Origin of the sequence: Synechocystis sp. FACHB-908, from assembly GCF_014698595.1 — a bacterium.
Taxonomy (GTDB): Bacteria; Cyanobacteriota; Cyanobacteriia; order Cyanobacteriales; family Microcystaceae; genus Synechocystis.
This window is the reverse complement of record NZ_JACJTH010000007.1, coordinates 46,361-70,667: the sequence shown is the minus strand read 5'-3', so window position 1 is coordinate 70,667 and position 24,307 is coordinate 46,361. Positions and strand designations below refer to the sequence as shown.

Annotated in this window: 24 protein-coding genes and 1 pseudogene; 11 read left to right on the top strand and 14 right to left on the bottom strand. The window is 45.0% G+C overall.

Annotation, left to right across the window (positions count from 1 at the left end):
* Window positions 1-132: transposase (locus H6G46_RS01940; protein ID WP_190759818.1), on the top strand; the 132-nt coding region annotated here is incomplete at its 5' end.
* A 95-nt stretch (window positions 133-227) separates the two neighbouring features.
* On the opposite strand, the gene H6G46_RS01935 is transcribed toward H6G46_RS01940, so the two are convergent.
* On the bottom strand, window positions 228-1,346 hold the full coding sequence (locus H6G46_RS01935; RefSeq protein WP_010871313.1) for an FAD-dependent oxidoreductase: 1,119 nt from the start codon (window positions 1,344-1,346) through the stop codon (window positions 228-230).
* Window positions 1,347-1,669: 323 nt separating this feature from the next.
* On the opposite strand from H6G46_RS01935, the gene H6G46_RS01930 reads away from it, so the two are divergent.
* Window positions 1,670-1,927, top strand: a complete 258-nt coding sequence (locus H6G46_RS01930) for a ribbon-helix-helix protein, CopG family (protein ID WP_223211320.1) — start codon at window positions 1,670-1,672, stop codon at window positions 1,925-1,927.
* A gap of 45 nt (window positions 1,928-1,972) precedes the next feature.
* Here the strand turns inward: H6G46_RS01930 and H6G46_RS01925 are convergent, their stop codons facing one another.
* Entirely contained in the window at window positions 1,973-2,914 is a 942-nt protein-coding gene (locus H6G46_RS01925; RefSeq protein WP_010871311.1) for a tyrosine-type recombinase/integrase, read from the bottom strand.
* Window positions 2,915-3,095: 181 nt separating this feature from the next.
* Between H6G46_RS01925 and H6G46_RS01920 the strand changes: the two genes are divergently transcribed.
* The 3 genes from H6G46_RS01920 (at window position 3,096) to H6G46_RS01910 (ending at window position 5,300) form a co-directional block, all read left to right on the top strand.
* A complete protein-coding gene (locus tag H6G46_RS01920; protein WP_010871310.1) occupies window positions 3,096-3,335 on the top strand; it encodes a hypothetical protein in 240 nt (79 codons plus the stop codon).
* 335 nt (window positions 3,336-3,670) lie between these two features.
* Window positions 3,671-4,063, top strand: coding sequence for a hypothetical protein (locus H6G46_RS01915; protein WP_010871309.1), 393 nt, complete (start codon window positions 3,671-3,673; stop codon window positions 4,061-4,063).
* Between the two features lie 37 nt (window positions 4,064-4,100).
* Complete coding sequence (locus tag H6G46_RS01910) at window positions 4,101-5,300, top strand: NAD(P)/FAD-dependent oxidoreductase (RefSeq protein ID WP_010871308.1); 1,200 nt, start codon at window positions 4,101-4,103, stop codon at window positions 5,298-5,300.
* Here the strand turns inward: H6G46_RS01910 and H6G46_RS01905 are convergent.
* Entirely contained in the window at window positions 5,297-5,764 is a 468-nt protein-coding gene (locus H6G46_RS01905) for a phosphate-starvation-inducible PsiE family protein (RefSeq protein WP_010871307.1), read from the bottom strand. The two genes, H6G46_RS01910 and H6G46_RS01905, sit on opposite strands and share 4 nt — an antisense overlap.
* A 175-nt stretch (window positions 5,765-5,939) precedes the next feature.
* Between H6G46_RS01905 and H6G46_RS01900 the strand changes: the two genes are divergently transcribed.
* On the top strand, window positions 5,940-7,115 hold the full coding sequence (locus H6G46_RS01900) for a cysteine desulfurase family protein (protein ID WP_010871306.1): 1,176 nt from the start codon (window positions 5,940-5,942) through the stop codon (window positions 7,113-7,115).
* 40 nt (window positions 7,116-7,155) lie between these two features.
* Here the strand turns inward: H6G46_RS01900 and H6G46_RS01895 are convergent, their stop codons facing one another.
* From H6G46_RS01895 to H6G46_RS01855, 9 genes are all read right to left on the bottom strand, one after another.
* Entirely contained in the window at window positions 7,156-8,364 is a 1,209-nt protein-coding gene (locus H6G46_RS01895; protein WP_010871305.1) for a DUF3086 domain-containing protein, read from the bottom strand.
* Window positions 8,361-8,759: a DUF3119 family protein gene (locus H6G46_RS01890; RefSeq protein ID WP_010871304.1), complete on the bottom strand. Its 399-nt coding sequence runs from the start codon at window positions 8,757-8,759 to the stop codon at window positions 8,361-8,363. The genes H6G46_RS01895 and H6G46_RS01890 overlap by 4 nt, the downstream gene beginning before the upstream one ends.
* A 249-nt stretch (window positions 8,760-9,008) precedes the next feature.
* Window positions 9,009-9,314, bottom strand: coding sequence for a DUF3181 family protein (locus tag H6G46_RS01885; RefSeq protein ID WP_010871303.1), 306 nt, complete (start codon window positions 9,312-9,314; stop codon window positions 9,009-9,011).
* 130 nt (window positions 9,315-9,444) lie between these two features.
* Complete coding sequence (locus H6G46_RS01880) at window positions 9,445-10,773, bottom strand: O-antigen ligase (protein WP_020861361.1); 1,329 nt, start codon at window positions 10,771-10,773, stop codon at window positions 9,445-9,447.
* Window positions 10,774-11,073: 300 nt separating this feature from the next.
* Window positions 11,074-12,045: a hypothetical protein gene (locus H6G46_RS01875; protein ID WP_223211319.1), complete on the bottom strand. Its 972-nt coding sequence runs from the start codon at window positions 12,043-12,045 to the stop codon at window positions 11,074-11,076.
* Window positions 12,046-12,408: 363 nt separating this feature from the next.
* Window positions 12,409-12,885 (bottom strand): type II toxin-antitoxin system YhaV family toxin, encoded by a 477-nt coding sequence (locus H6G46_RS01870; protein ID WP_173327402.1) that lies wholly within the window; start codon window positions 12,883-12,885, stop codon window positions 12,409-12,411.
* A 23-nt stretch (window positions 12,886-12,908) separates the two neighbouring features.
* Window positions 12,909-13,241 carry a type II toxin-antitoxin system PrlF family antitoxin gene (locus H6G46_RS01865; RefSeq protein ID WP_010871299.1) on the bottom strand — a complete coding sequence of 111 codons (333 nt, stop codon included), beginning with the start codon at window positions 13,239-13,241 and terminating at the stop codon, window positions 12,909-12,911.
* Window positions 13,242-13,319: 78 nt separating this feature from the next.
* Window positions 13,320-14,411, bottom strand: coding sequence for a hypothetical protein (locus tag H6G46_RS01860; RefSeq protein ID WP_010871298.1), 1,092 nt, complete (start codon window positions 14,409-14,411; stop codon window positions 13,320-13,322).
* Between the two features lie 20 nt (window positions 14,412-14,431).
* Window positions 14,432-15,343, bottom strand: a complete 912-nt coding sequence (locus H6G46_RS01855) for a 16S rRNA (uracil(1498)-N(3))-methyltransferase (RefSeq protein WP_010871297.1) — start codon at window positions 15,341-15,343, stop codon at window positions 14,432-14,434.
* Here H6G46_RS01855 and rsmA point away from each other — a divergent pair.
* Window positions 15,308-16,162: a 16S rRNA (adenine(1518)-N(6)/adenine(1519)-N(6))-dimethyltransferase RsmA gene (rsmA, locus tag H6G46_RS01850; RefSeq protein ID WP_010871296.1), complete on the top strand. Its 855-nt coding sequence runs from the start codon at window positions 15,308-15,310 to the stop codon at window positions 16,160-16,162. The genes H6G46_RS01855 and rsmA overlap by 36 nt on opposite strands.
* 262 nt (window positions 16,163-16,424) lie before the next feature.
* Here rsmA and H6G46_RS01845 read toward each other — a convergent pair.
* A pseudogene (locus H6G46_RS01845) lies at window positions 16,425-16,728 on the bottom strand (transposase); the annotation flags it as partial.
* Window positions 16,729-17,168: 440 nt separating this feature from the next.
* Between H6G46_RS01845 and H6G46_RS01840 the strand changes: the two are divergent.
* The 4 genes from H6G46_RS01840 (at window position 17,169) to H6G46_RS01825 (ending at window position 22,839) form a co-directional block, all read left to right on the top strand.
* Entirely contained in the window at window positions 17,169-18,482 is a 1,314-nt protein-coding gene (locus H6G46_RS01840) for an McrB family protein (protein ID WP_020861358.1), read from the top strand.
* A gap of 40 nt (window positions 18,483-18,522) precedes the next feature.
* Window positions 18,523-20,703, top strand: coding sequence for a hypothetical protein (locus H6G46_RS01835; RefSeq protein ID WP_010871294.1), 2,181 nt, complete (start codon window positions 18,523-18,525; stop codon window positions 20,701-20,703).
* Window positions 20,704-20,801: 98 nt separating this feature from the next.
* Window positions 20,802-21,749, top strand: coding sequence for a 4-(cytidine 5'-diphospho)-2-C-methyl-D-erythritol kinase (gene ispE, locus H6G46_RS01830; protein WP_010871293.1), 948 nt, complete (start codon window positions 20,802-20,804; stop codon window positions 21,747-21,749).
* 112 nt (window positions 21,750-21,861) lie between these two features.
* Window positions 21,862-22,839 (top strand): cysteine synthase A, encoded by a 978-nt coding sequence (locus H6G46_RS01825; protein ID WP_010871292.1) that lies wholly within the window; start codon window positions 21,862-21,864, stop codon window positions 22,837-22,839.
* Here H6G46_RS01825 and H6G46_RS01820 read toward each other — a convergent pair whose 3' ends face one another.
* Window positions 22,840-24,231 carry an NAD-dependent malic enzyme gene (locus H6G46_RS01820; protein ID WP_010871291.1) on the bottom strand — a complete coding sequence of 464 codons (1,392 nt, stop codon included), beginning with the start codon at window positions 24,229-24,231 and terminating at the stop codon, window positions 22,840-22,842.
* Window positions 24,232-24,307 lie beyond the last annotated feature (76 nt).

Sequence of the window (24,307 nt, the reverse complement as noted above, 5' to 3'; positions counted from 1 at the left end):
CTTTTTTTGCCGAAATATTCTCCTGATTTAAATGATATTGAGCATGACTTTAGTGCCTTGAAACGAGCTAGAATGTACGCTCCTATTGACACGTCTCTTGATGAAATTATCCGTTCTTACTGTGGCGTTTAGCGTCTCAGCTTTATTTGAAACTACTATAAGTGGAAAATTTACGCTATTCACACTGAACTTAGAACTTCCCTCCGGCCTAGGATGCGGTCTGTTGTCTAGGCTAACTTTGCCTTCAACCAAGTTTTTACTTCCTGGGCTGTACCTGGGGCGAGGAGAACGCCATTGCGGTAATGGCCAGTGGCCAATAGAACATTGTCATAGCCATCTAGGGGACGGATTACTGGCGCACTTTCCCCCACCGGCCGGGGACGTTTACCACTCCAATAATTAATAATTTCCGCCCGTTCCAAAAATGGATAATAGGCGATCGCCTGGTGCCAAAGGTTTTCCCTTAGTTGGACATTGGGTTCTCCGTTGGCACAGTCAGAGGGAAATTCGACGGTGGCCCCCAACCAAAATTGGCCATTGGCCAGGGGAACTAGGTGAATATCTTCAGTGGTCAGGACCGATCGCCAAGGAGAATTTTTCAGGGGATTATCAGCATCAGCAAGTTGCAACAAAAAGGCTTGGCCAATCACCGGCTGTAACTGCAACGACTCATTGTTATCGCTGTTGGGGTTGATCAGGAGGTTACTGCCTAGCCCTGCGGTGATCACAACATAATCCGTTGGAAATTTGGCTTGGTTAGTTTGAATGTTCTGGCAGTGATTGATAGAATCGGCAACAGGCAAAGGATGAGCAGCTTGGTGGAAATGACAACGCACTCCCCGTTGTTGAGCTGCTTCAATTAATCGTTGGGTGAGGGCTTGGGGCTGAATTTGCCAATCCCAAGGGGAATAGATTGCTCCGGCGATGGGCCCGTAACCCAAAGGCCAACCAGATAATTTCTGCTCAACTTCCGGCCTAGTCCACAATTCCAGAGGATAGCCTTGGCTCCGACGGACAGCTTGCAATTGTTGCCAACGGGACCAATCCGCCTCCAGCAGAATTTTTACTAAGCCTTGGCGATCGCCGGGAATGGTTTTGCCTGTGGCAGTTTCTAGTTCCGGTAAAAGCGTGCGGTATCTCTGTAAACTCTGTTCCCGTAATCGCCAACCCCTGCCCTTGGTTTTCTGGCTAATGACTGCCATCAAAATGCCTAGAGCCGCTCCGGTAGCTCCCTGGGCTGGTTCTTGGGCATCAAACAGGTCAATAGTTAAGCCTGACATGAGACTCAGCTCATAGGCGATGGCGGCCCCTACAACCCCCGCCCCAATAACGGCAATGTTTGGCATAGGTTAGTTTCTCTGTTGCTCGAATCTTGATCATAGGGCAGATCTCGATTTTGCTCTCACCTCAAAACGTCCTTGACCCCGTCTCCCAGTAAATAACCTTTCATCTTTCGCCCGGTCGATAGTAGAAAAAATTTTGTCAAAAGCAACCTTAGTTGCTAGAATTATAAATATCTTAAATACTTTAACTTAAGAGTTTAGAATTTTAGTTATCTAGGTATCTAGACTATAAAAATTAAAAGCTAGTAGATTACTGTAAACTTAGGCAAGCAATTGTAAATTATTCAAAAACTTTAAGTATGTCGAAGTCTAGTAACTTAAATTCTGTGAGCAAAGTCAGCAAAAATTTTTCCACCAAGCAGACCACCATTCGCCTGGAGAGCAAGATGATGGAGCGGCTCACCAAGCTCTGTGCGAAGGAAGGTTTGAGCAGGGAAGTTTTATTTGAGGCTTTATTCGAACACTATATAGAGGACAAAGAGGCCTGGACTGCAATTCTGGAACAGGCTAAGCAGAAGGCTGAATTTCGTCAGGCGATCGCCAACCATAAACGGGCTAAAACGATGATGGAAAAGTTTGGCTAGAAAAATTGAAGAAATTTCGGTAATTTCTCCCATAAGCCAGAAAATTTAGAGCAGATCCGCCAGAATATCAGTGATTTGAGCCTGGTGCTGGTGACGGTTATCGTCGTAGATCATCAGAGTATTTAGATTGCTGTGGCGACTGAGTTTTTGCACTTTGCGGGTATCGCCATTGGTGGCTTCTAGGGCGGCGGTGATGGCGCTGTGGCGGACTCGGTGGGGACTCATAACTTTATGAATGCCGGCGGATTCGGCACTGGTGCGGACAAGGTTATAGATGGCATTGCCACTAAGACGATGGCCAAAAGTTGCCCGGTCTAGGGTGCAAAATAGGGGTTCATTTTTTGGGCGGGGGCCAATGGCAGTTAACCATTGGTTGATTAAAGCCATGCCCTTGGCGCTGAGGGTGATGGCCTGTTTGCCTAATTTTCCTTTGCCTTTAATTAGTAATTGCCGCTCTGTTGGTTGATAGTCCCCGACGTTAAGTCCACAAACTTCCGCCCGCCGCAGGGCATTGTCCCAGAGCAAACGCATAATGGCTAAATCCCGCTTACCTTTGAGGGAATCAGGGGTAATGTGGTCGGTGATTTGTTTGAAGGAAGTGGGACTAACTCCGGTGGTATCCCGATAGGTTTCTGCTTTTAAACCTTCCACATCTTCTAGGGTGTACTGGCATTTTCCTACCCGCCGGGCATAGTTCACTAGGCTTTTAATTGCTGCCAATCGCACATTAATGGTGGCTGGTTTGAGATCCTTGGCTAGTAACTCTGCTCGATAGCGTAAAACCATGGCGATCGCCTGGAAATGATCCAAGCTCAAAAACCAGGCAATGACATCTGGGGACGGTTCTTCGCCGGCCATGGTGAGAAAAAAATCCTTTAACGCTTTGGCATAGGTCCTCCTGGTATTAGGCGATCTTTTATCCCGCAGAAGTTCTTCGAGGATATTTTGGTTAAGCCCAGATAAATTGTTAGGGGAAGGGAGGAACATAGGGAAGAAGTTGTTATGTGATTCTTACTCTTTCACCATCAAAAAGGGTCACATAGTTTGATAGCAGTCGTGGGACCGAGTCTGATCCGTTACCCTAAAAGCAGAAAAGAAGAAGCTGTAAACTCTCTCCATCTAGGGGCAAAAATCCAACATCTAATGTCTACAAGGAGTCTAACTCATCATGGCAACCATAACTGATTCCGATCTACAGGAACTGAAAGACTTAATCAATGGGCTTGATAAAAAAATCGACGTTAATCAGGCTCGGATCGATGAAAGGTTAAATGCAATAGAATCCAACCTATCAGACCTCAAAAAACAGGCTGATAAACAGGACAACCGCTTATGGGTTCTCATTTCGGGGATGTTTATTGCACTTCTGGGGATTTTGACAAAGTTTGCATTTTTCCCCAACCCTTAGCCTTCTAAGAAGATATTCCCTCCTAAATCGCCACTACGGGAATGAGGACAACCAATCCCAACCCATAACGATGAGCTAAACGTAAACGGTCAATGATCATTGTTTCGAAATTTGGAAATTATGACGGTCATCACAGTTTACCTACAGAAATAAATCCCACCTCTGTCTTGGCATTTGCCATATCCCTTCAAGAATGCGGAAACATTCATTATCACATTCTTAATATAAGCTAACCCCCGGACAGTGAAGGTTCCAGCCCACCAAATCAGCGCAGCAGCAAGGCTAGGGGTAGAATTGCCAGGAAAGAGAATTATTCCCCCTTTAATTGTTTGCCCATGGCCATCGTTATCAATTACCGTTCTCCGATCGCCGTCCTTGGTGCCTGCTTATGTATCTCGGCGATCGCCCCTGTCCAAGCTATTCCCATTCAGCCTCCTCTGTTGGTGAGTCAGACTCAACTGTTACCACCGCCGCCCGCCAGTCCCAATCCAGTGCCGGACCCGAGTGCGCTGAGCTTCACCCCCAATGCCACTTCTTACCGGGTAATGGCCTTGATTACTTCCCCAGTAGAAGAACAACAGGTTAAAGCAGCCTATCCTGGCGCTTTTTTCACCAACTTCAATGGGCAACGGTTATTACAAATAGGTAGTTTTAGCGATCCTCTCAATGCTCAACAGGCGGCCTTAAGTCTGCAAAATTTAGGACTAGAAACGGTGATTAATCCCTAGGTTTGGCGATCGCCTATTACCAGTCAAAGGTTAATTTATGTACCAGCTAGTGATTATCGGGGCCAGTCTGGAGGGGCTAACGGCAGCCCATAGTTGCATCGAACGATATCCCACAGCCCGCATTGCCCTAGTCACCCAGGGTTGGGAACAGGGTTGGTCTGGCGATCGCCATGGGGACTTAGGGGAGGAAAACTTTTGGGAAGAGTTACGCTTGCTAGCAGCCCAAGGAGTTGATGTGGTGGTAGGGCAGGGAATTTTCTCACAATCATCAGGATTGCTATGTCAAACCCAGGAGCGGACCTTAGAGGGGGAAAGCTATCTACTCACCAGTGGCAAAGCCGATTCTAAAGATTCGAATGTCCTTGCCATTCCTGGTCCGAATTCGGATAAGGTAATGCCTCAAAGATGGGTCATCGTGGGGACACTGCCAGAAAATTTGGTTTTTGCCCAGAAGCTAACCAAACTGGGCCATGGAGTCACCATCCTGAGTCGGAATGGTTACCTATTACCAGGGGAAGACCGGGAAATGGCTAGCCTTCTGCAATGCTATTTGGCTAGTTTAGGCATTGAATTTTGGTTTAATTGCACTAACTTAACTTCCCATTACAATCAAGACAAAAGCACCTATAGCATCCAGTTCAACCATGGTTCCGAAGAATCTCGCCATCACCTAGCCGTGGATAATTTGCTCGCCATAGGGCGATCGCTGAAGTATGGAAATTTACTCGCTAATCTGCCGGAATTTAATCAAACATTGAAGGATAGTTCATACCTCAGCATTAATGATCATTTGCAAACCGCCCATAGCCAAATTTATGCCTGTGGCGACTGGTTAAAGGGCTACCATTGCCCTGCCATTGCCCAGCAGGAAGCCAGGTATGTGGTCCACCAGGTTTTGGGAAAAAATACCACTCCAATTAACTACGGCCAAATCCCCTTTCTCATTGACCTAGACCCCCCTTGGTATCGTATCGGGGACCCCGCCTGCACAGACTACACCGAAAAAATCATCCGAGGCTTTGAACCCTACAGCGACCACTGTGACCTACGGGGGATGTATAAACTGGCATTGGACTCCCAAGACCGGATTATCAGCGCCCACTGGTTTGGGCAACGGGCCCGGGAAAGTATGAACCTATTACAACTGGCGATCGCCAAGGGCATTAGTTGGCAGGAATTGGAGTCATTGCCCCTATGGGAAAATTGCCAAATATTGTCAAACTTTGTACTAAGTTAGTGCTTATTATTAACATTCAACTTCTTAACCATCCAAAAGCTCGCCGCCAAACAGACAATGGCAAAGCCCAAAGCTAATAAATCCATGCCTTCATATTTGCCAAAGTCAAAAATAATAATTTTCCTGGCCACCGCAATCATAGCTGTCACAATCACCAATTCCACTTGGATAACATTATCTTTCAGATAAACAGTGATATTTTCCAACAGTTCCAGGGCAATCAATATATTTAAAAATAAACCAAAAATCTCAATTAAACTCCGATTAAAAAAGCCAAAGGGTTCCGTCTGCAATTCGATAATTAGCACCTTAAATAGGTCGAACACCGCAACAAAAACTACCACCATCAGGCAGATGGCTAACAACTTGGAAAGTATCTTCTCAAAAGTACGCAACAGCGACAAAAACAGTAAGTCTTGATCCTTAGATAATATTAATCTGATGTATCTGTGGATTGGTTTCATGAACGGGCAGCAGTCAATAATAAAGGTATCGCCATATTTTATCGGCAATGATCAGCCAAATTTCGCCCAGTTTGCAATGATAATTATTTGCTAGGCGATCGCCGAAGGGTTGAGGAAGATTACAATGGGATCAATCCCATAGGAAGAGTGTTATCCGTTACCTGATCAATGTGCCATGAAAATTTACCTCGATTACAGTGCCACCACTCCGCCCCGGCAAGAGGTAAAGGCCGCCGTACAAAGTTTTTTGGACCAAAGTTGGGGCAATCCCGCTAGTCTGCACCATTGGGGTAACCGGGCCGCCTTGGCCTTAGAAACCGCCCGTCTGCAAGTGGCCCAACTGCTCAACGCTAGCCACCCCGACAGCATTGTTTTCACCTCCGGTGGCACCGAAGCCAACCATCTAGCCATATTTGGGGTCACCCGCAATTACCCCAGTCCCCAACATTTAATCATTTCCACGGTGGAACACTCGGCGATCGCCGAACCAGTGCGATGGCTAGAAAACCAAGGCTGGCAAGTAACTAGATTAGGGGTGAATGCCCAGGGGCGGGTGAATCCGCTGGAACTAGAGCAAGCAATACAAAGCAATACAGTACTAATTTCCGTTATTTACGGCCAAAGCGAAGTAGGCACCCTCCAACCCATCGAAGAATTGGGTCGTATAGCTCGGCAACGACATATTCCCTTCCACACCGACGCAGTGCAGGTGGCGGGGCGCTGTCCAGTGGACGTTAAGCGTTTACCAGTGGATCTGCTCTCCCTTTCCAGTCACAAACTTTATGGTATTCAGGGTGCTGGGGCTTTATACATTCATCCCGACCTGGCCATTGGCCCACTACTCATGGGAGGAGGGCAGGAACAAGGTTTAAGATCCGGTACTCCTCCCCTGCCGGCCATTGTTGGTTTGGGGATAGCCGCCAAGTTGGCCCACCATGAATTGGCCGAGGAAATGACTAGGTTACAAACCCTGCGGGACCGTTGCTTCGACCTGCTGGCCGACTGCGAATTTTTGACCCCCACTGGCGATCGCCTTTATCGATTGCCCCATCACGTTAGCTTTGTTGTCCAATCCCGTCGCCATTGCACTGCGGGGCTGACCGGGAAACAGTTGGTGCGGGCTTTGAACCGGGAAGGTATTGCCATTAGTGCCGGGGCCGCCTGTAATTCCGGCAAACTTAATCCCAGCCCAGTACTGTTGGCCATGGGTTACCAGGAACAACAGGCCCTAGCGGGTATTCGTCTCACCTTTGGCCGGGAAACCACCATGGCGGATATTGAGACCACTGCCCGGACGATTAAACAAGTTTTTGCTCAACTCTGTCCCCAGTTGACCAGCATCCAAGGCTAAAAGTTAGGGGAATGGCCGGGCTAATTAGACTTTGATTGGACTAAGAAAAATAGTTACTGCCTCCGACTTGGTAACTAGGTGCAAAGGCCAGTAAAAGGGGGAATTGCAACAGGGCTAAGTCAATTTGTTCCTCTGTTTCATCCACCAACACCAACGGCATTTGGCGATCGCCGACCAATCTTTCCGCCCGCTGGATCAAGGCATTGGCCGATTCAAACAAAACAATGCCCCGGTCTGGGCCAAAGTCACTGCGGGAAATACCCAAACAATCCTGTAAACCCCGTCGCCATTCCCCCAATCTTTCTGGGGTGGCCGCCAAAATTAACGCCCGACAACGATCGCCGTAGAGCTGATTCAAAATGGCGATCGCCGCTGAACCCACCAAAATATTTTGTAAACGACTGTCTAAACTGAGGATTGCTCCCCGACCGCCCAGGGTAAAGAACCAATTCTCAATCCGTTCGGCGTGGACTGGCTCAAAGGTACGACGCAACTGCCAAGGGGGACCGTAATAATCAGGGCGAGTGCGGTATTGCTCCAGCAAAGCTTGGATTTGTCGTTTTTGGCTACTAAAACCCTGCTCCGCAAAACTCACCACCGGAGTTGGGTCGGCATTTTCAATAATCGCATCCCCATGGGTAGAGGAAGACTCCCAACTGTCCCCCACCCCTAATTCCAACTGGTCGGCGGCGGAAACCAAATCCTGCAAACTCCCCACCAAATAATCCTTAAAGCCCTGCACGCGGATGGCCAACTCCTGGGAAGCCCCGGCAAAAGTGGTACGCATTTCCTGTTGAATCCGTTCCTGACGGCGCTCTAACTTCTCAATTTCCTTTTCCAGAGCTGCTTTTCTTTGCCCTAATTCCCTGGTGCCTTCCTCCACTAACCGGGCCATTTCCCGCTGTAATTGCTGGAACTGCTGGCCATACCACTGGGCTTTTTCCCGTTGCAGAGCGGCAATGTCCTTTTCCAGGGCGGTCTTTTGGGCGACCAAATCCTCTAAGGCTGGGGTTTCTGTTTCTGGTACAGTTTCGGGCACCACCACCGGAGTCATTTCTTCCACTGCCGCCACCATGGCATCCATAGGAGGTAAGTCCTCAGGCAGGGCCAGTTCTTCCGACACTACTCCTTCTTCTCCCCCATCTTCCGCCGGTTCCTGGGCATCACCATCCTGGCCGGCATCTGCTGGGGTCAGCCAAGCATCGGAGGTAGTTTCTTCGGGAAAATTAGGATTCAATTCTGGGGTCATTCCGCACGTAGGGACTGGAGGGGACAATGGCGCTCAAGACAAGCTTTGAGGGTGCCGGGGTCAAAGATAATCGGCAAAAAATGGATGCTCTTGACCTCTTTAAAATAAAACAAAATGGGAGCGGGTTCCCAAAAGATTCGCCAGTTTTGCCACTCTGTGTAAGGAAAAGAACGAATTAACTTGCTCCCACGGTACACTTCCAACGCGGTGGCCGTAAAGCTGAGTTTGATAATGGCGGTCTGCACCATTAAAAAAACACCAAACACGGCGATCGCCAGGCCGACCCACATCTGTAGAAAGAAAATCGGTATGGCTCCAAACAGCAGTACGAGGGGAATGACAAAGCTAGGTTCTAGGTCGGTACGAGCTTCGCTCTGGATGGGGGTGCTGGCCATGGTTAATGGGCTTGGTGGTGAATGAAAATTTAATCTTTGCTTAGGTTGCCTAGGTTTAAGAGCATGTTTTAAAAGCTCCCCTGGCCCCCCAAATTTGGGGGGAAACTGGGTGAAAGTCCCCCATTATTGCCGGAGCTTTAGTGGGTCGATTTAGGGGGCGGAATAAAACTTTCCAAACACGTTCTAAGGACAATGGCAAAAACACTGAACAAATGGGAATTTTTACTAGCTTTTAAGGGCGGAAAAAGTTTAAAAATTCTTACTTTGATATTCTTCCAACAGGGTCAGCAAACGGTTAACCATGGTGCTGGAAAGGGCATCCAGTAGGGAAATGTTCACTTTGCCCCCACCGATCGCCACGGACAAATCCTTCAGAGCGGCTTCCACCCCAGCCCGCCCCAGTTCATCTTTCTCCAACAGGGGATAAACCCTTTCCGCCAGGGGAATATGCAAATGGGCTTCGGCCAAAAATAAATTCCACTTGGCCACGTCAATGGCAATTTGTTCACCAATGTCGGCGGCGAGGGCTTCAATCTCTGGGGTAGTTGAGGTCATGGGAAATTCGGAGGGCGATGGGGTTTATTGGGAAGGGTCAATCGGCAATGGCCGGCATTGAGCAATTAATTTCACCTTGCTACATTTCCCATGGTAGACCAGAACATCGAGAACCTGAAAGCAACGACTTTTACCCAGGCACCTGTAATTTTGCCGGATCACCCTGGGCTAATTTGGTTCCATACCGTTGGCTCACCCCGGCGATCGCCGCTAGGAAAATCCAGCCCAAGACATTATTCCGCATATCAAAAATGGTGACATCGAATAGGTTGTATAAACAAAGGGCGGCAAAGGCAATGCCATAGGACAGCAGTAATAAATGTTGGGACCGACGGCGAAAACCGCCACCACGACTGAGGTGAATCAGTAGCACCATGCCCTGGGCCAGAATGAAGCCCACCGCTCCCAGCATTAACGCAGTGCCGATCAAGCCCGTTTCCCCCAACATCATCAGCACCAAGTTATGGGGATGGCCAATCCAAACGTTCATGGCGGCTTGGTACAGGGGGGTAAAATTCCGCAAGCCCTGGCCAAAAATGGGTTGGTCCAGGAACATATCCCAGCTAAATTGCCATTGGGTGCTACGAAGAGCAGTGCGGTAACGGTCGGGGTAAAGTTCATCGGATAATCTGCCCCAAAAATATTTAGGCACTATCTGTCGCAATGGTTCTTTGCCAAAGGGGCCAAAGGATGCCCATAACACCATGGCAGTGGCTCCCCCAGCCAGGGCCACTAACCAGTACCAACTTAAATAAATGGCGTAGGCAATGCCAATTAGTAACCCAATGCCCCAAGCACTGCGGGAACCGGTCAACACTAAGGCGATCGCCTCTAGGATGCAAGCTACTAACAGGGCCCATACCAGGGGAGGAAGATTGAAGCGGTTACTGGGGGCGGTGAAATGCCAACGACGGACGGATTGGATCAATAGCCCCAGACTGAGGGGAAATACCATCAATAACCAAGCGGAAAATAGGTTGGCATACATTAATAGGGAAGACATTCTCCCTTCTGGTCTGCCCCCGGCCACCAAGTTAGTACCGATCGCCACTAACCAATTGGGGGTGGCCCAGCCGCCATAGACTTGTCCAAAACCGATGATGACTAACACCACGGTATTAGCAGTTAACAGCCAAGCTAGGGTATTGAGTTGCTTAAATTGGCAAATTACTTGGCTAAAGGCAAGAAAAACTATGAAATAGGGCACAAAGTTGGCCAATCCCAACAGGGCTTCTCCCCGGTCATGGGCGGTGATGGTGGTCAGTAAAAACCATAGGGTCAGGGCGGCCCACACTTTGGCCAGGGGTAGGCTCGCTAATTTTTTGCCATGGAAAAACCAGGGGCTCAGGCTCGCAAACAGCAGTGGCAGTAACCCCGCTACGGCGTTGAAGGGCAGTAGGGTCAAGCCCCAATAGACCGCTAGTTGTTCTTTCTTCAAGAGATGGGAAGGGATTTTCAACTGCAACTCCCAAAATTACCACTCCCCATATTATCCCCAGGCGATCGCCTTCCGCATTGACTCTCCTTCCGATTGGGGAGAGGAAAACCAATGATTAAACAACGTTTGTCTGATCATCAAGTTAAATTATCTATTTTTAAAGTGGTTTATGTTTTTCTGAAATAGAGATTTAAATTTTGTCTAAATCCAAGTTATGTCAATGAAAAAATAAAGGATTTCAGACAGTTCTTAGTTAGCTTTTTTGGCACTCTCGGTTTAAAGTTTAATCAAGCTATCATTTGGTGTTAATTATGATTCAAACTAAGAGTATTGACCATCATCAACAAGTGGGAGGTAGCAGTCATCATTAGGGGCAAAATATTCTTGCCCTTGATTAGATTCTCTATAATCAGCATATAATCGAGCGTCTTCTTCTTGATAGTCTGACATTAAGTATTTTTCATATAGACCATCGAATACTTTTGGTGAAATATAAATATTTTTCTTTTTTAACTCTCTAAGGCGTTCTCGGCATACATTTAATTCACTTTCTATGGTCACCATTAGTTTGTTTTCACAGAGCTCCTTGATATATTCATCACTTTTTTTCTTTTCATACAAAAATTTTATGCTTTCTTCGATTGAATGCATTTGGTGAAATAAACTTGCCATGCTATTCATTATATACATTTCACCTACCTTTCCGTATTTATAGTTGTATTTGTACCTCTGCTCATTCTGCTCATTAGAGTCATACCTGGGTGATGAAAATTCTTTATAAACTTTCTCTGAATACTCTTCATCACTCATTAATGAATCATTGATAGACTCAAATTTTGGCATGAACATTCTGCAAAAATCCTCAATCGTGTTTATGTATTTTTCTAACTGATTATGTTGTTCTTCAGTTATTTTTTGCGCGGTAAGAATACTACGAAATATCTTATCTATACTATCTACGCTAACAAAGCATTTTGTGTAAATAGATTCTTTCAGATCATCAAAAGTGTAAAATCTTTCACACTTTTCTTTTAAGTTATTGAAAGGTCTTATGAGGTTCCAGTACTGTCTTGGCACTATGATTATTGGTTCAACTTTGTCACGATTTGTTATCTTTATCAAAGCTGTAAAAGAATTGAATTCTACTATATGTAGATCATGTATCACATCATACTCAATGTCGCTCCATCTACCTCTCTCAATACAAACTGTATAAACATAAAATTCTTTTATTATTCTGTGGTCTAGAAAGCCTGTTGATAATTCAAATAAATTGGTAGGATAGTCAGTCATCATTATATGTGCAAGTAGATAAAAGTAGTTTGTGGGTTCTGGGAGATTGTGTGGTTTTTCATACTAAAGCTATCATCCATTATATAGTTATCACATTATTTTAGACTTTTACGAAATGTTTGAATTGCCTCAAATATTTTGCTCTAACTTCATGAGTACACTGAAATGCATAATAATAAGGCTATCCCAATATTATCACAAGTACATACTAAAGAGTATATTTGAGAAGTCTACCTGGGTTCTCAATATCGAAGGAATCAGATTCTAAATACCCCAATCTTGAGAGATTGAGAGAAAAATTAACATTGTTAAAACATTTTTGTTGATTCCAAATGGCGATCGCCAGTGTGAAAGACGGGAAAATTAAGGCTCAACTTCGGCAATTTTTTGTAAACGATCGCCAACACGTTTAGCCTCGGTAAGTAAATCATTCCAGTCATCAGGAGGATGGCCATTTTCGAGCATTTTTCTAAAGACTTTATAGGCATCTGTGTTACTTTCATAGGCACGTTTTGAGTCTTCGTCATTAACCCAAGCGAGGAGAATAATTTTACTTTCTTGGTGGTAGCGAAAAAATAAACGATACTGCTGAAAAAATTTAGCCCTAAACCAGTGTTTATAATCATTTCCAAGGGTATTTCCCTGTCGATATTCATGGCGGGTGGGATCTTGGGGAATAACCTCAAATGCTAATTTGGCGATCGCCGCTAGACGCTTGGTAGCATTTTTCTTTTTATAATCTTTGGGATTCTTTTGACGCAGATATTCAACCTGGGCCACAAGTTCTTCAACCTGCTCAAGAAATAGGGGATGGGCAAATATCTTCCACCCATTAATCAATAAAGGCTTATCTATTGGCAAATCTATTCATCCTCGTCCAGCAATGGCGCATCTAGATCTACATCAACATCGGAGACTAGCGATTGCAGACGATCAACCAACTCAGAACTGACCGCTTGTATATGCTGAGGATTTTTATCCATATCCTGTGCCAAAAAATCCAAAAATTTCCCCAGCACCGGATCATTTTCTGCCTGTTCAGCCCTGGCAATCCACACTCTGCCATCGGCTTCAATGGTGTAGCAAATTTTATCTCGCTTATTCAACCCCAAGGCTTTGCGAACCGGGTCAGGCACTGTGGTCTGATAGCGATCCGTCAGGGTAGATTCTGAACATGGGGATAATATTCCCGCCATAGTGGTCCCTCAGCCCATAAAACTATACGCCGATGGTAATGCGGCTGCATTGTCTTGTCAACGAATGTGGAGGTTTGTTCATTCCAAACGGCGATCGCGGCAGAAGGCCAGGGTGCTGTAGAGATGGAAAGCCCGATCCCAATTGGTATCTTCCCGCCGTAGAAAGGGAATGTGGGGCTCCACTGATTTGAGTAATTCCTGAAAATCTAGGGCCGTTTCTGCAAAGGCTTTGAACTCCTTCCAGACCGGCTTACCTGGTAAATTTGTTTGCCAAATGCGGCTCAGTTGTTGCCATTGTTGGTGGGAAGTTCCTTGCTTCTCCTTACTAGAGTTAGCAGTGTCTAGACTGATTCCCCGGGTAAACTCATAAATTTGGTCACAAAAACGGAGAATAATTTGCTGTTGCGGTAAATGTAAATCACAAATGTGGGCGTAATCTAAAATTTCCGTTTTGCGCTGGATTTTGCCCCGCATATTCACATCCACACATTCCTCAAAAATGGGTAATAAACCCTCCACCATTTGACTGACATCTTGCCAACTAAAACTAAAAGTGCCTTCTTCTTCTCGACTAATCCGATAGGTAACGGTGACCTCTGGGGACAAACTTTCAATGTGGAAAATCGGGAAAACTTTCACCGCCAAAATGTCCGCCAACGCCACCGAAAAACTAGGAATCCCTGCGGCCTGACATTGCTGATGGTAATGGTTCAATTCCCCGATCGCCCCGGTGCGATAGAGCCGCCACGCCCGACTGGGTAATTGGAGCCGAGCGGTGTAGGGGTCTATGGCCATAATTTTGCCAAACTGTACTGCCTTGGCTTGCTTTTCCGCTGGAGGAACCGGTTCCAACACAAAAATGCCCACCGACTGGGCCTCTGGATCTGCCTTAGCGTCCTCAATGGCCGCCTGGTATTCTGCTTGGCGATGGGCTTGAATGCGACCCAGTCCCGCCCTAATTTTGGCCACTAGTTGGGGACTATGGCTAGTAGTCAACAATTGCCGAAATTTTTGCTCCGCCTCATCCAAATTTCCTTGGGCTTCCGCCAGCCGAGCTTGGTAATAGGCCGTCATGGGATTTTCCCAACTCTCCCCCTCCATCGCTGCCAACAGTTGCTCCGCTGTGGCCAGGTCTTGGCTGTCAATGGCATCGGCAATGGCTTTATACATAGGGAAAAGGGCCAAAAAAATTAGCTTTCCAACAGAGCATTGATCTGGGCTAGGGCCACCGTGGGGGCCGTCACCGCCCGCAAAATGCGTTTACCAAGGGACACCGGCTGAAACCCTTTGGCGATCGCCAGGGAAATTTCGTTATCCGTCCATCCCCCTTCTGGGCCAGTGGCCAAGACAATTTGGGCTGGTAAATTACTCTGTTTCAAGTATGCCCCAAGCATGGGGCTATTTAAACGGGTCACACAGAGCAAGGCCAGGGTTTCTGGCCCTGCAACTTTCTCCACAAATTGCCCAAACGTTAACGGGGCTGCCACCGGGGGTAACCATTGCCGCTCCGACTGTTCCGCCGCTTCCGTGACAATGCGTTGCCAGCGCTCAAGTTTATTTTGACTGGGCTTTAATAGGGTACGTTCCGTCAACAAAGGTTGAAACGCTGTGGCTCCCAACTCCGTACAGGGACGAATAATTTCTTCAAAACCACTGCCCTTCGGCAAGGCGATCGCCAAAGTGACGGGTAGAGGTAATTCATTCTGTTCGCTCACTGTTTCTAATAACTGGGCTGTGCCATGGGCCAAATCATTTAACTGGGCCCGCCATACCCCGCCGCCGCCGTCCAACACCATAAAGCCATCGCCCTTTTGTAGTCTCAATACCCGTTGCAGATAGTGGAGTTGGGCCGTGGTTAGGGTAACAGTAGCCTCGATAATTTGCTCTGGGGCAACAACCAAACGGTAGGCCATAACAAAAGAACTAGAAGATTTTTCCTGGACGGGTAGAGAAAGGATTGACGGAGTTAAGTTAGTTGAAACAAGGATGGGGGATAGGACAAATTGTACAATGGGCTTCTGGCATTGCCCCGGCAGGGTAGTAAACCAAGCATTGATTAGAATTTTATGGCTTTTCGACCCCGCAAACGCTTTGGCCAACATTGGCTAAACCATGAACCAACTTTACAGGCCATTGTGGCGGCCGCAGATATTCAGTCCGGCGCACCGCAAAGCGGATCTCTACGAGATCGCCTGCTGGAAATTGGCCCTGGCATGGGGGTTTTAACTAAACAGCTATTGGCTACGGGGAATCCGGTGGTGGCGGTGGAGCTAGACCGGGATTTATGCCTTAAATTACGCAAAAAGTTAGGGCAACGGGAAAATTTTCTGCTCCTCGAAGGGGACGTATTAATACTAGATTTAAACGCTTTATTACAGGATTTTCCTCAATTTTCTCCCCTCAATAAAGTGGTCGCTAATATTCCCTATAACATCACCAGTCCGATTTTGGAACTACTGTTGGGTACCATCCAAAAACCGAGGGTACCAGGCTTTGAAACCATTGTTTTATTGGTGCAAAAAGAAATTGCCGAACGGTTAACGGCCCAACCCAGCACCAAAGCCTACGGTGCCCTATCGGTACGGATGCAATACCTAGCCAGGGTGGATTGGATTGTGGATGTACCCCCCAAAGCTTTTACGCCACCCCCTAAAGTGGATTCCGCTGTCATTCGTTTAACCCCTTACCCCGTCGAGCAATTACCAGGAGATCGTCGCTTACTGGATCAACTTCTCTGCTTAGGATTCGCCAATCGCCGTAAAATGTTACGCAATAACCTCAAGGGATTAATTGCCCCGGAACAGTTGACTACTTTATTGGAGCAGTTAGCTTTGCCGAGCACTGCCCGGGCGGAAGACTTAAGCCTAGAACAATGGTTAGAGTTAACTAATTTGTTGCCGACTTTTTTACCCCCAACCTAATGCATTCCTACACCCTCCATGCCCCAGACAAAATTAATCTTTTCCTCGAAATTCTTGGCGATCACCAAGCAAATTATGGGTATCACTGACGGCGGATCAAGTTTTGCTAGAAAGTTTTAGATTTATGTTTGTAGTTCTTACACTTATGGGATCTTTAATCCAGCTTTTCGAATAGATTAGAATTAAATTCTAGCAACCTATGCCAGCCAAAGATATTTTCCACGATTCTGTTAAAAATGCTTTAGAAAGTGTTTGAAAAGTTTTAGGCAAGCCTCCGGAGCATGAGACTGATCATAGCGAAATAAAGCATTGTCTCACTAGTGTTAGGTAAATATTCATAGTCTTTACTTAAACGACGATAGTGACCAAACCAAGAAAAGGTACGTTCAACGACCCAACGTCGCGGTAAAATCTCGAAGCCCTTCTGCCCGTCTTTTTTGCTGACGACTTCCAAAGTTCCAGCCCAAGGTCTGCTCCACCCACTAGATAAAATCTTTTCCGACAAAGGCGCTATCAGTCCATATCAATTGTAGGCACTGCCAGAGGGGGGCAAACCAAGTGCCAAGTTCTGAAAGTCTTACGATTAGGCACTTTCAATAATTAATCCTAAAATATCTCTCTTGGTTTGACGGAAGAGGGATACAGCGGATACCCTATTAGTTAGGCACATATAAAATGCCTGTAACCACTGTTTTACAATGACTTTGGTATACCAGATGGAAAGCATGACCGCTGTAGGTTGATTATAGATTTGAAGGGTGGTTAATAACTACCCATTTTTTGTTGTGTGGGATAACCTTTTTAGATATAATATGAATAATTATTCACTAATACTGACATTTCGCAGATTGCTGCTATTGATAGCGCAATAGTTTTTGCTTATACTGTGTTTACTGCGCATTTATTTATACTGCTACGCTCCATATAGCGTGTGCGGAATGTGAGTAATATTATATTAAGTAAGTGGCTCAAAACGGATCTACAAAAGCAACAACCATACGAAACTATGGAAGATTTTGAATCTCTTAAGCGGAGAGATTTTATAGCTAAAACCAATAAAGAGTTTGAACGTTTAAGATGGAGGCAATCAGAGCAGTACAACTATATTCGCAAGACTTACGGGCAAATAGTCCGCGATAAACTTACTGATGAACAGTTATTAGATTTACTTGATCGCTTGCAGCATCAAGGCAATGATAAAAGCAAAGGTCATTACAAAGTTATGAATAGTCCAATTCAAAAAATATTTTTCGGTTGTCCTGGTACTGGCAAAAGCCATAAGATTTCTAATGATGATGATGGTGGAATTGTTAAACAAGTTTTAGGTATTGATAAAAATATTCATCCTGAAAATTTAATTAAGACTGTTTTTCATCCCGAATACACCTATGGCGATTTTATGGGAAAATTAATGCCAATGACTATGAATGATGATAAAGATAAGAGTGTTTATTATCAATTTTATGAAGGACATTTTTTGAAGGCACTAGCACAAGCGTATAAAAATATTATCATTGCTCAGAAGGAAGGTGTACAAGCTCAAAACGTTGCCTTAGTAATTGATGAAATTAATCGAGGTAATTCTTCTGCAATTTTTGGGACAGTTTTTCAACTTTTAGATCGAGGTCGAGATGGTTGGTCAGCTTATGGTATTAATATTTCCGATTTAGAATTTAGAAAAATGGTTGAACTAATAGGCTTTCAACAAACGGGAATAGATGATGGTAATCCTACATACAAATATCAAAATAAAGGTTCGTCTAACGTGCTAGAAAAATTTACTGTATTTGAGGAAATTAAAATTAAAGTAAAAGTTAATACAGCAGTAGGTAGTTCAATTCGTATTCCTTACAATCTTTCCATTTTTGGAACAATGAATACTTCTGATAATTCTATATATTTTATGGATAATGCCTTTAAAAGACGTTGGGAGTGGGAATACGTAGATTGGAAACAAGATAATGATCAAGAAATAAATAATGTTATTTTAATAGATTATGGAAATGTTAATTTAAAGTGGACAGATTTAGTAGAAAAATTTAACAACTTCATTAAAGATAATCATAATTCTGTGAGAAGTGGCAGAATAGAAGATATGCAAATAGGCTATCATTTCATAAATACAGCAATAGTTACAGAAGATCAAATAAAAAATAAATTGATGTTTTTTGTTTGGGATAGTGTTTTTAACCGAGACAAAAATCCACTTCGAGAACTTTTAGGATTTAACAAAAATGATAAAAAATTAGTAACTTTTGGAGACTTTATTACACATCATGAAGCTTTTGTAATGAATCTCATAAATTATCAATCAAAATAATCTAAGTTTTCTTTTCATTGAATAGTTTTATTTACATATTATGTGGAACTTTTCGCAACTTAATCTAAAAACAAACTCAGACTTTGTAGGTATTAAATCTGAACCTGATGGATATGCTTTTTATTTACCAAAAGGTTTTGACAATTTTATTGATAAATATCAAAATGCAGCTACTTCTGAAGATACCGACAAATTCAATAAAGTCCGTGATTCTTTCTTTTTGATGTATCGAACACTAAGGAAGTTTGATCGTGATAATGAGAATAATTCAAGAGTCACAAGAAAAGATGCTAAAAACAAGAAAAACCAAGACCAGGTCAATTTAAGCACGGGTGGTATTAGTTTAGACTATAAAGAGGCAAGCGAGTGTATTTTATACAGTAAACTTTCGATGATTGAACGAATATTAGAGGCTTATGATGATTTGGCGCTCAATTCTATCGAAAAAAAAGCTCGACGCAGTGAAGAAATAGACTATTCTAAAATTTATAAATATTTAGATAGAGCTATTTATTTAAATAATGGAGCAATTTATATCGATGTTATGAACTTACCGCGTTCAATGATAAGTCATGAAAGCACCGATATAGTTGATCTTTATTGTTTTATTCTCGATGAAATTATTCAACAATTGCAGGAAGATGTACTTGATCATATTTATGATAGAAGTCAGGATATTCAATTTTTATCTCAAAGATTTAGAGATCACTATTTAACTATTAATCATTCTCTTTTTGACCAAGATACTTTTGAAGAAACTCTTTCAATTTGCAAAGAGGCTCTTGATAATATAGATAGAAATACGCATTATAAAGATGCTGATTATTGGGGGCTATATGAAGCTATCGAGATTTTTTTGTATGGGGGATTAAACCCAAACTTAGATGATGGCGATTTTTGGGGAATACAAGGAGAACAAGGTTTTGATTATGTTTGGGAAGATATGTGTCAAACTTACTTCTTTAAGAAGAACTTTAACCCTATTCAGAATGATTTTAATAAAATTGGCTTTGCAGATACTGATATTCCGATAGTAGGCTATAAAAATAATAGAATTAGAAATTCTAAACATCATAGACCAGAAAGCGAACAAAATAGAGTTGGTTGGTGGAAAAATAAATCTAGTAATCAGTGGCTATATCAAAAAAAACAGTCTGAAGTTGACCATCCCAATAATTACAAGCCACTCTATTGGCGAGAATTATTCTGTATTGAATGGGATTTAAAGGCGAGAATCTTTCCTGACGTGAAATATAAAGTGACTAGATCAGATTACCCCAATCAGTTGCGTCGATATCCACAGCCAGACCTAGTTACTGTTACTAAAAATGAAGATTCAAGTTACTTTGCAATTGTGGATTTTAAGAATATTTCTTTAAAAAAATATGAAGATTATGAAAATAAATCTTTAGAAGAAACTGATAAAGGGTACAGAGTAGCTTTGGAAAAACAACTTGGTTATGAATTAGCATTGCAACAAGTTTTTCCTCAAGCCACTATCGGAAATTACTTTTTTATTCCTTTTTATTATGTTGACAAACTCGAATCTGAGAGTAATTTTCTGGGAATTATGGAGGACAGATTTCACATTAGAGGTATTCAAATATTTAAGGCAAATTTTGTTGCAATACAAAATATTTATTTGGGTATTACTGAGGCATCAGACTTTGATAGCCCAATTCGTGAGAAGAATTATTACCAATTTCGAAAAAATAATGCTCATGCTTCAGTTAAAAAAAAAGAAATTATTTTATTCGAAAATGAAGACTTAAAAAGCAATTATATTCCTTTGATTACTTTCCAAAATGAGGCGCAAAGAAAAAATGCCAGGACTTATATTCTTGAACAAGTAGAAATCTTTTTCAAAGAAATTCAAGTGGATATTCCAAATCTTATGGAATCTTATTTTCCATATTCACAAAGTATTATTGGTAAAGAATTTAATAAAATAAATATAGACTATTTTTACGACAATTTATTTTATGATTTGGGAGAAAAAGAAGAAGATAGAGATGAACATAGAAAATTAAAAATTAAAGTTAAATGGTGTATAACTTTTCATATTGATTCCACTCCGATTCAAGTTCCTCAACTTAAAATACCCAACTCTGATTTATGTCGTAATTTTGGGACAATAGATGTTGTTGGCACGCCAATTCTTTACTATATTTATTTTACTCTTCCAGAGATCTTGAATATAATTATTAAGGACAAAAAATAAAGATCAAATTAGGATTCGCCAATCGCCGTAAAATGTTAGGCGATAACTTGAGTGGTTAGATTTAACTGATTTATTGCCCCTCTTTCACCCCCAACTTAATGCATTCCTACACCCTCCATGCCCCGGCCAAAATTAATCTTTTCCTCGAAATTCTTGGCGATCGCCCCGACGGTTTCCACGAATTGGTAATGGTGTTGCAGAGCATTGCCCTGGGGGATAAAATTACCGTGCGGGCCAACGGCACCGATGACATCCGGCTCAGTTGTGGGGATAGTCCCTTGGCCAACGATGCCACCAATTTGGCCTACCGAGCGGCCCAGTTGATGATTAACAATTTTCCCCAAGCCCATGATAATTACGGCGGCGTAGATATCACCTTGACCAAGCATATTCCCATGGCGGCGGGCTTAGCGGGGGGCTCGGCCGATGCAGCGGCGGTGTTAGTCGGTTTAGACCTGCTCTGGAATTTAGGCTTAACCAGGCCGGAATTAGAACAGTTAGCGGCCCAACTGGGTTCCGACATTCCCTTTTGCATTGGCGGTGGCACGGCGATCGCCACGGGACGGGGGGAAATCCTCGACCCCTTACCGGACGGCAATTGCTTCTGGGTGGTATTGGCCAAACATCGTTCCATAGAAGTTTCTACCCCCTGGGCTTACCAAACCTATCGTCAAAAGTTTGGCAAGAATTACCTAAACGATGACCAGTCCCAGCGAGCCCGGCGGAAAACCATCCATGCAGGGCCCCTACTCCAGGGCATTCAGCACCGCAACCCAGGGCAAATCGCCAGCCATATCCACAACGATTTAGAAAAAGTTGTGCTCCCGGCTCATCAGCCTGTAGCCCAGTTACGTCAGGTCCTACAGTCAGCGGGGGGATTGGGCACCATGATGTCCGGCTCCGGCCCCAGCGTGTTTACCCTTTGCCGGGAGCAAGCAGAAGCGGAACAGGTCCTGGCGATCGCCAAAGAAAAATTAAACGACCCCGACGTGGATTTTTGGCTAACCCACACCATCGGCCACGGCATCCAAATTATGAATAATTGACCTGGATCAATCAATTGCGGCAGAAATTCCCCCTACATCAGCCCATCCTCCCTGGGGTAGGATAACCTAACAGGGTTTTAACCCCCGCTTGACCGCCTTACCTCAACTCAGCATGGATATTAAGCACGGCTTTGTGGACTCCATTGGCCACACCCCCTTGATTCGCCTTAACAGTTTCAGTGACGAAACCGGCTGTGAAATTTTAGGCAAAGCAGAATTTATGAACCCTGGTGGTTCTGTCAAAGACCGGGCCGCCCTGGGCATCATCGAAACCGCCGAAAAGGAAGGGAAGCTCAAACCCGGTGGCACTGTGGTGGAAGGCACAGCGGGTAATACGGGCATTGGTCTCGCCCACATTTGCAACGCCAAGGGTTATAAATGCTTAATTGTCATTCCCGACACCCAATCCCAGGAAAAAATTGATTTGCTCCGCACCCTGGGGGCAGAAGTCAGGACCGTGCCCGCCGTGCCCTACCGGGATCCCAACAATTACGTCAAACTCTCCGGACGCATTGCCGCAGAATTAGATAACGCCATTTGGGCCAATCAATTTGATAATTTGGCCAACCGTGATGCCCACTACCACACCACCGGCCCCGAAATTTGGCAACAAACGGACGGCAAAGTAGATGCTTGGGTGGCAGCCACTGGCACCGGAGGAACCTATGCAGGGGTAGCCCTGTATCTTAAAGAACAGTCTGAGGCCGTGCAATGCGTGGTGGCGGACCCCATGGGTAGTGGGCTGTATAGCTTCATCAAAACTGGGGAGATTAACCCCAGCGGCAACTCCATCACCGAAGGCATTGGCAACAGTCGCATCACCGCCAACATGGAAAATGTGCCCATTGACGATGCGGTGCAAATTGACGATCCAGAAGCGTTGCGGGTGGTGTACCAACTTCTGCGGCGGGATGGCCTATTTATGGGCGGTTCCGTGGGCATTAATGTGGGAGCGGCTTACCAATTGGCCAAAAAACTTGGGCCGGGGCATACCATTGTTACCGTACTTTGTGACGGAGGAGCCCGTTACCAATCCCGTCTTTACAATCAGGAATGGTTGACCAGTAAAGGTTTAACAATTCCCGATTAACTATTGACCGGCCACCCCTTCATTGCGGGCGGCCAACTGCACTGCACTGGCTACGGTAGTGGCGACCCGATTGTCAAAAACCGAAGGAATAATATGCTCACTATCTAGGGTGTTGCTGTGCACCAAAGAGGCGATCGCCTTGGCCGCTTCGATGCACATGGTGGTGGTAATAATGCTAGCTCTACAGTCAATGGCTCCCCGGAAAACCCCCGGAAAGGCAAGCACATTGTTAATTTGGTTGGGGTAATCACTGCGCCCCGTGGCAATAACCGCCGCATCCTCTTGGATTAATTCCGGCTGAATTTCGGGGATAGGGTTGGCCATGGCAAACACAATCGGGTCCTTGGCCATGGATTGCACCATTTCCTTGGTCACTACCCCCGGCGCACTCACCCCTAAAAACACATCAGCTCCAGCCATAGCATCGGCTAAAGTCCCTTCCGCATCCACCGCAAAGCTCTGTTTTTTGCTGTTTAAATCGGTGCGATGTTTGCCCACAATGCCCTTGGAGTCGCAAATCCAAATATCGGTGGCTCCGGATTCCTTGAGCAATTCGGCGATCGCCAACCCAGCAGCCCCAGCGCCGTTGATGACAATGCGGACAGCGGCCATGGCTTTACCAACAAATTTGAGGGCATTTAACAAAGCGGCCAGGGTAACAATGGCGGTGCCGTGCTGATCATCGTGAAATACAGGAATATTTAATTCTTTTTTCAGCCGGGCTTCAATTTCAAAACACCGGGGAGCGGCAATGTCTTCCAAATTTACGCCGCCAAACACCGGGGCGATCGCCTTGACGGTGCGAATAATTTCCTCCGTATCCTGGGTATCCAAACAGATGGGAAAAGCGTCCAGTTGGGCAAATTCCTTGAATAACATGGCCTTGCCTTCCATCACTGGTAAAGCCGCTTCCGGCCCCAGGTTACCCAACCCCAACACCGCACTGCCATCGGTCACCACCGCCACCGTATTGCTTTTAATGGTCAGGGAATAAACCTTTTCCGGATCTTCGGCGATCGCCCGACAGATGCGCCCCACCCCTGGGGTATAGGCCATGGCCAAATCCGATTGGGAGGTGAGGGGAATGCGACTAACCACGCTAATTTTGCCCTGACGGTGTAAATCAAAGGTGCGATCGGACACCTTCAGCAATTTGACATTATCCAGAGCTTTCACTGCCCCAATAATTTTTTCGGCGTGCTCACTGCTGGAAGCATCCACCGCAATTTCCCGCCGGGTGAGTTTTAAGTTACTCTCAATCAGGGAAATTTGCCCAAAACTGCCCCCCGCATCGGCGATCGCCTGGGTAACGCTGGCCAAAGTTCCGGCGTGGTTGGGGAGTTCCAACAGTAGGCTGACGCTATAACTCGGATTGGGGGTGAGGCTAACCATAGGGCGATGGAAAAAGGGTTTGAAAAGCGAAATTCAACAATGTCAGGCGGCGTTTGGGTACGCAGTCTCTCCTCGA

Coding starts and splice junctions, on each gene's coding strand:
- H6G46_RS01935 (WP_010871313.1), bottom strand. CDS start 1,346: ATGCCAAACATTGCCGTTATTGGGGCGGGGGTTGTAGGGGCCGCCATC.
- H6G46_RS01925 (WP_010871311.1), bottom strand. CDS start 2,914: ATGTTCCTCCCTTCCCCTAACAATTTATCTGGGCTTAACCAAAATATC.
- H6G46_RS01920 (WP_010871310.1), top strand. CDS start 3,096: ATGGCAACCATAACTGATTCCGATCTACAGGAACTGAAAGACTTAATC.
- H6G46_RS01915 (WP_010871309.1), top strand. CDS start 3,671: ATGGCCATCGTTATCAATTACCGTTCTCCGATCGCCGTCCTTGGTGCC.
- H6G46_RS01910 (WP_010871308.1), top strand. CDS start 4,101: ATGTACCAGCTAGTGATTATCGGGGCCAGTCTGGAGGGGCTAACGGCA.
- H6G46_RS01905 (WP_010871307.1), bottom strand. CDS start 5,764: ATGAAACCAATCCACAGATACATCAGATTAATATTATCTAAGGATCAA.
- H6G46_RS01900 (WP_010871306.1), top strand. CDS start 5,940: ATGAAAATTTACCTCGATTACAGTGCCACCACTCCGCCCCGGCAAGAG.
- H6G46_RS01895 (WP_010871305.1), bottom strand. CDS start 8,364: ATGACCCCAGAATTGAATCCTAATTTTCCCGAAGAAACTACCTCCGAT.
- H6G46_RS01890 (WP_010871304.1), bottom strand. CDS start 8,759: ATGGCCAGCACCCCCATCCAGAGCGAAGCTCGTACCGACCTAGAACCT.
- H6G46_RS01885 (WP_010871303.1), bottom strand. CDS start 9,314: ATGACCTCAACTACCCCAGAGATTGAAGCCCTCGCCGCCGACATTGGT.
- H6G46_RS01875 (WP_223211319.1), bottom strand. CDS start 12,045: ATGACTGACTATCCTACCAATTTATTTGAATTATCAACAGGCTTTCTA.
- H6G46_RS01865 (WP_010871299.1), bottom strand. CDS start 13,241: ATGGCGGGAATATTATCCCCATGTTCAGAATCTACCCTGACGGATCGC.
- H6G46_RS01860 (WP_010871298.1), bottom strand. CDS start 14,411: ATGTATAAAGCCATTGCCGATGCCATTGACAGCCAAGACCTGGCCACA.
- rsmA (WP_010871296.1), top strand. CDS start 15,308: ATGGCTTTTCGACCCCGCAAACGCTTTGGCCAACATTGGCTAAACCAT.
- H6G46_RS01855 (WP_010871297.1), bottom strand. CDS start 15,343: ATGTTGGCCAAAGCGTTTGCGGGGTCGAAAAGCCATAAAATTCTAATC.
- H6G46_RS01840 (WP_020861358.1), top strand. CDS start 17,169: ATGGAAGATTTTGAATCTCTTAAGCGGAGAGATTTTATAGCTAAAACC.
- H6G46_RS01835 (WP_010871294.1), top strand. CDS start 18,523: ATGTGGAACTTTTCGCAACTTAATCTAAAAACAAACTCAGACTTTGTA.
- ispE (WP_010871293.1), top strand. CDS start 20,802: ATGCATTCCTACACCCTCCATGCCCCGGCCAAAATTAATCTTTTCCTC.
- H6G46_RS01825 (WP_010871292.1), top strand. CDS start 21,862: ATGGATATTAAGCACGGCTTTGTGGACTCCATTGGCCACACCCCCTTG.
- H6G46_RS01820 (WP_010871291.1), bottom strand. CDS start 24,231: ATGGTTAGCCTCACCCCCAATCCGAGTTATAGCGTCAGCCTACTGTTG.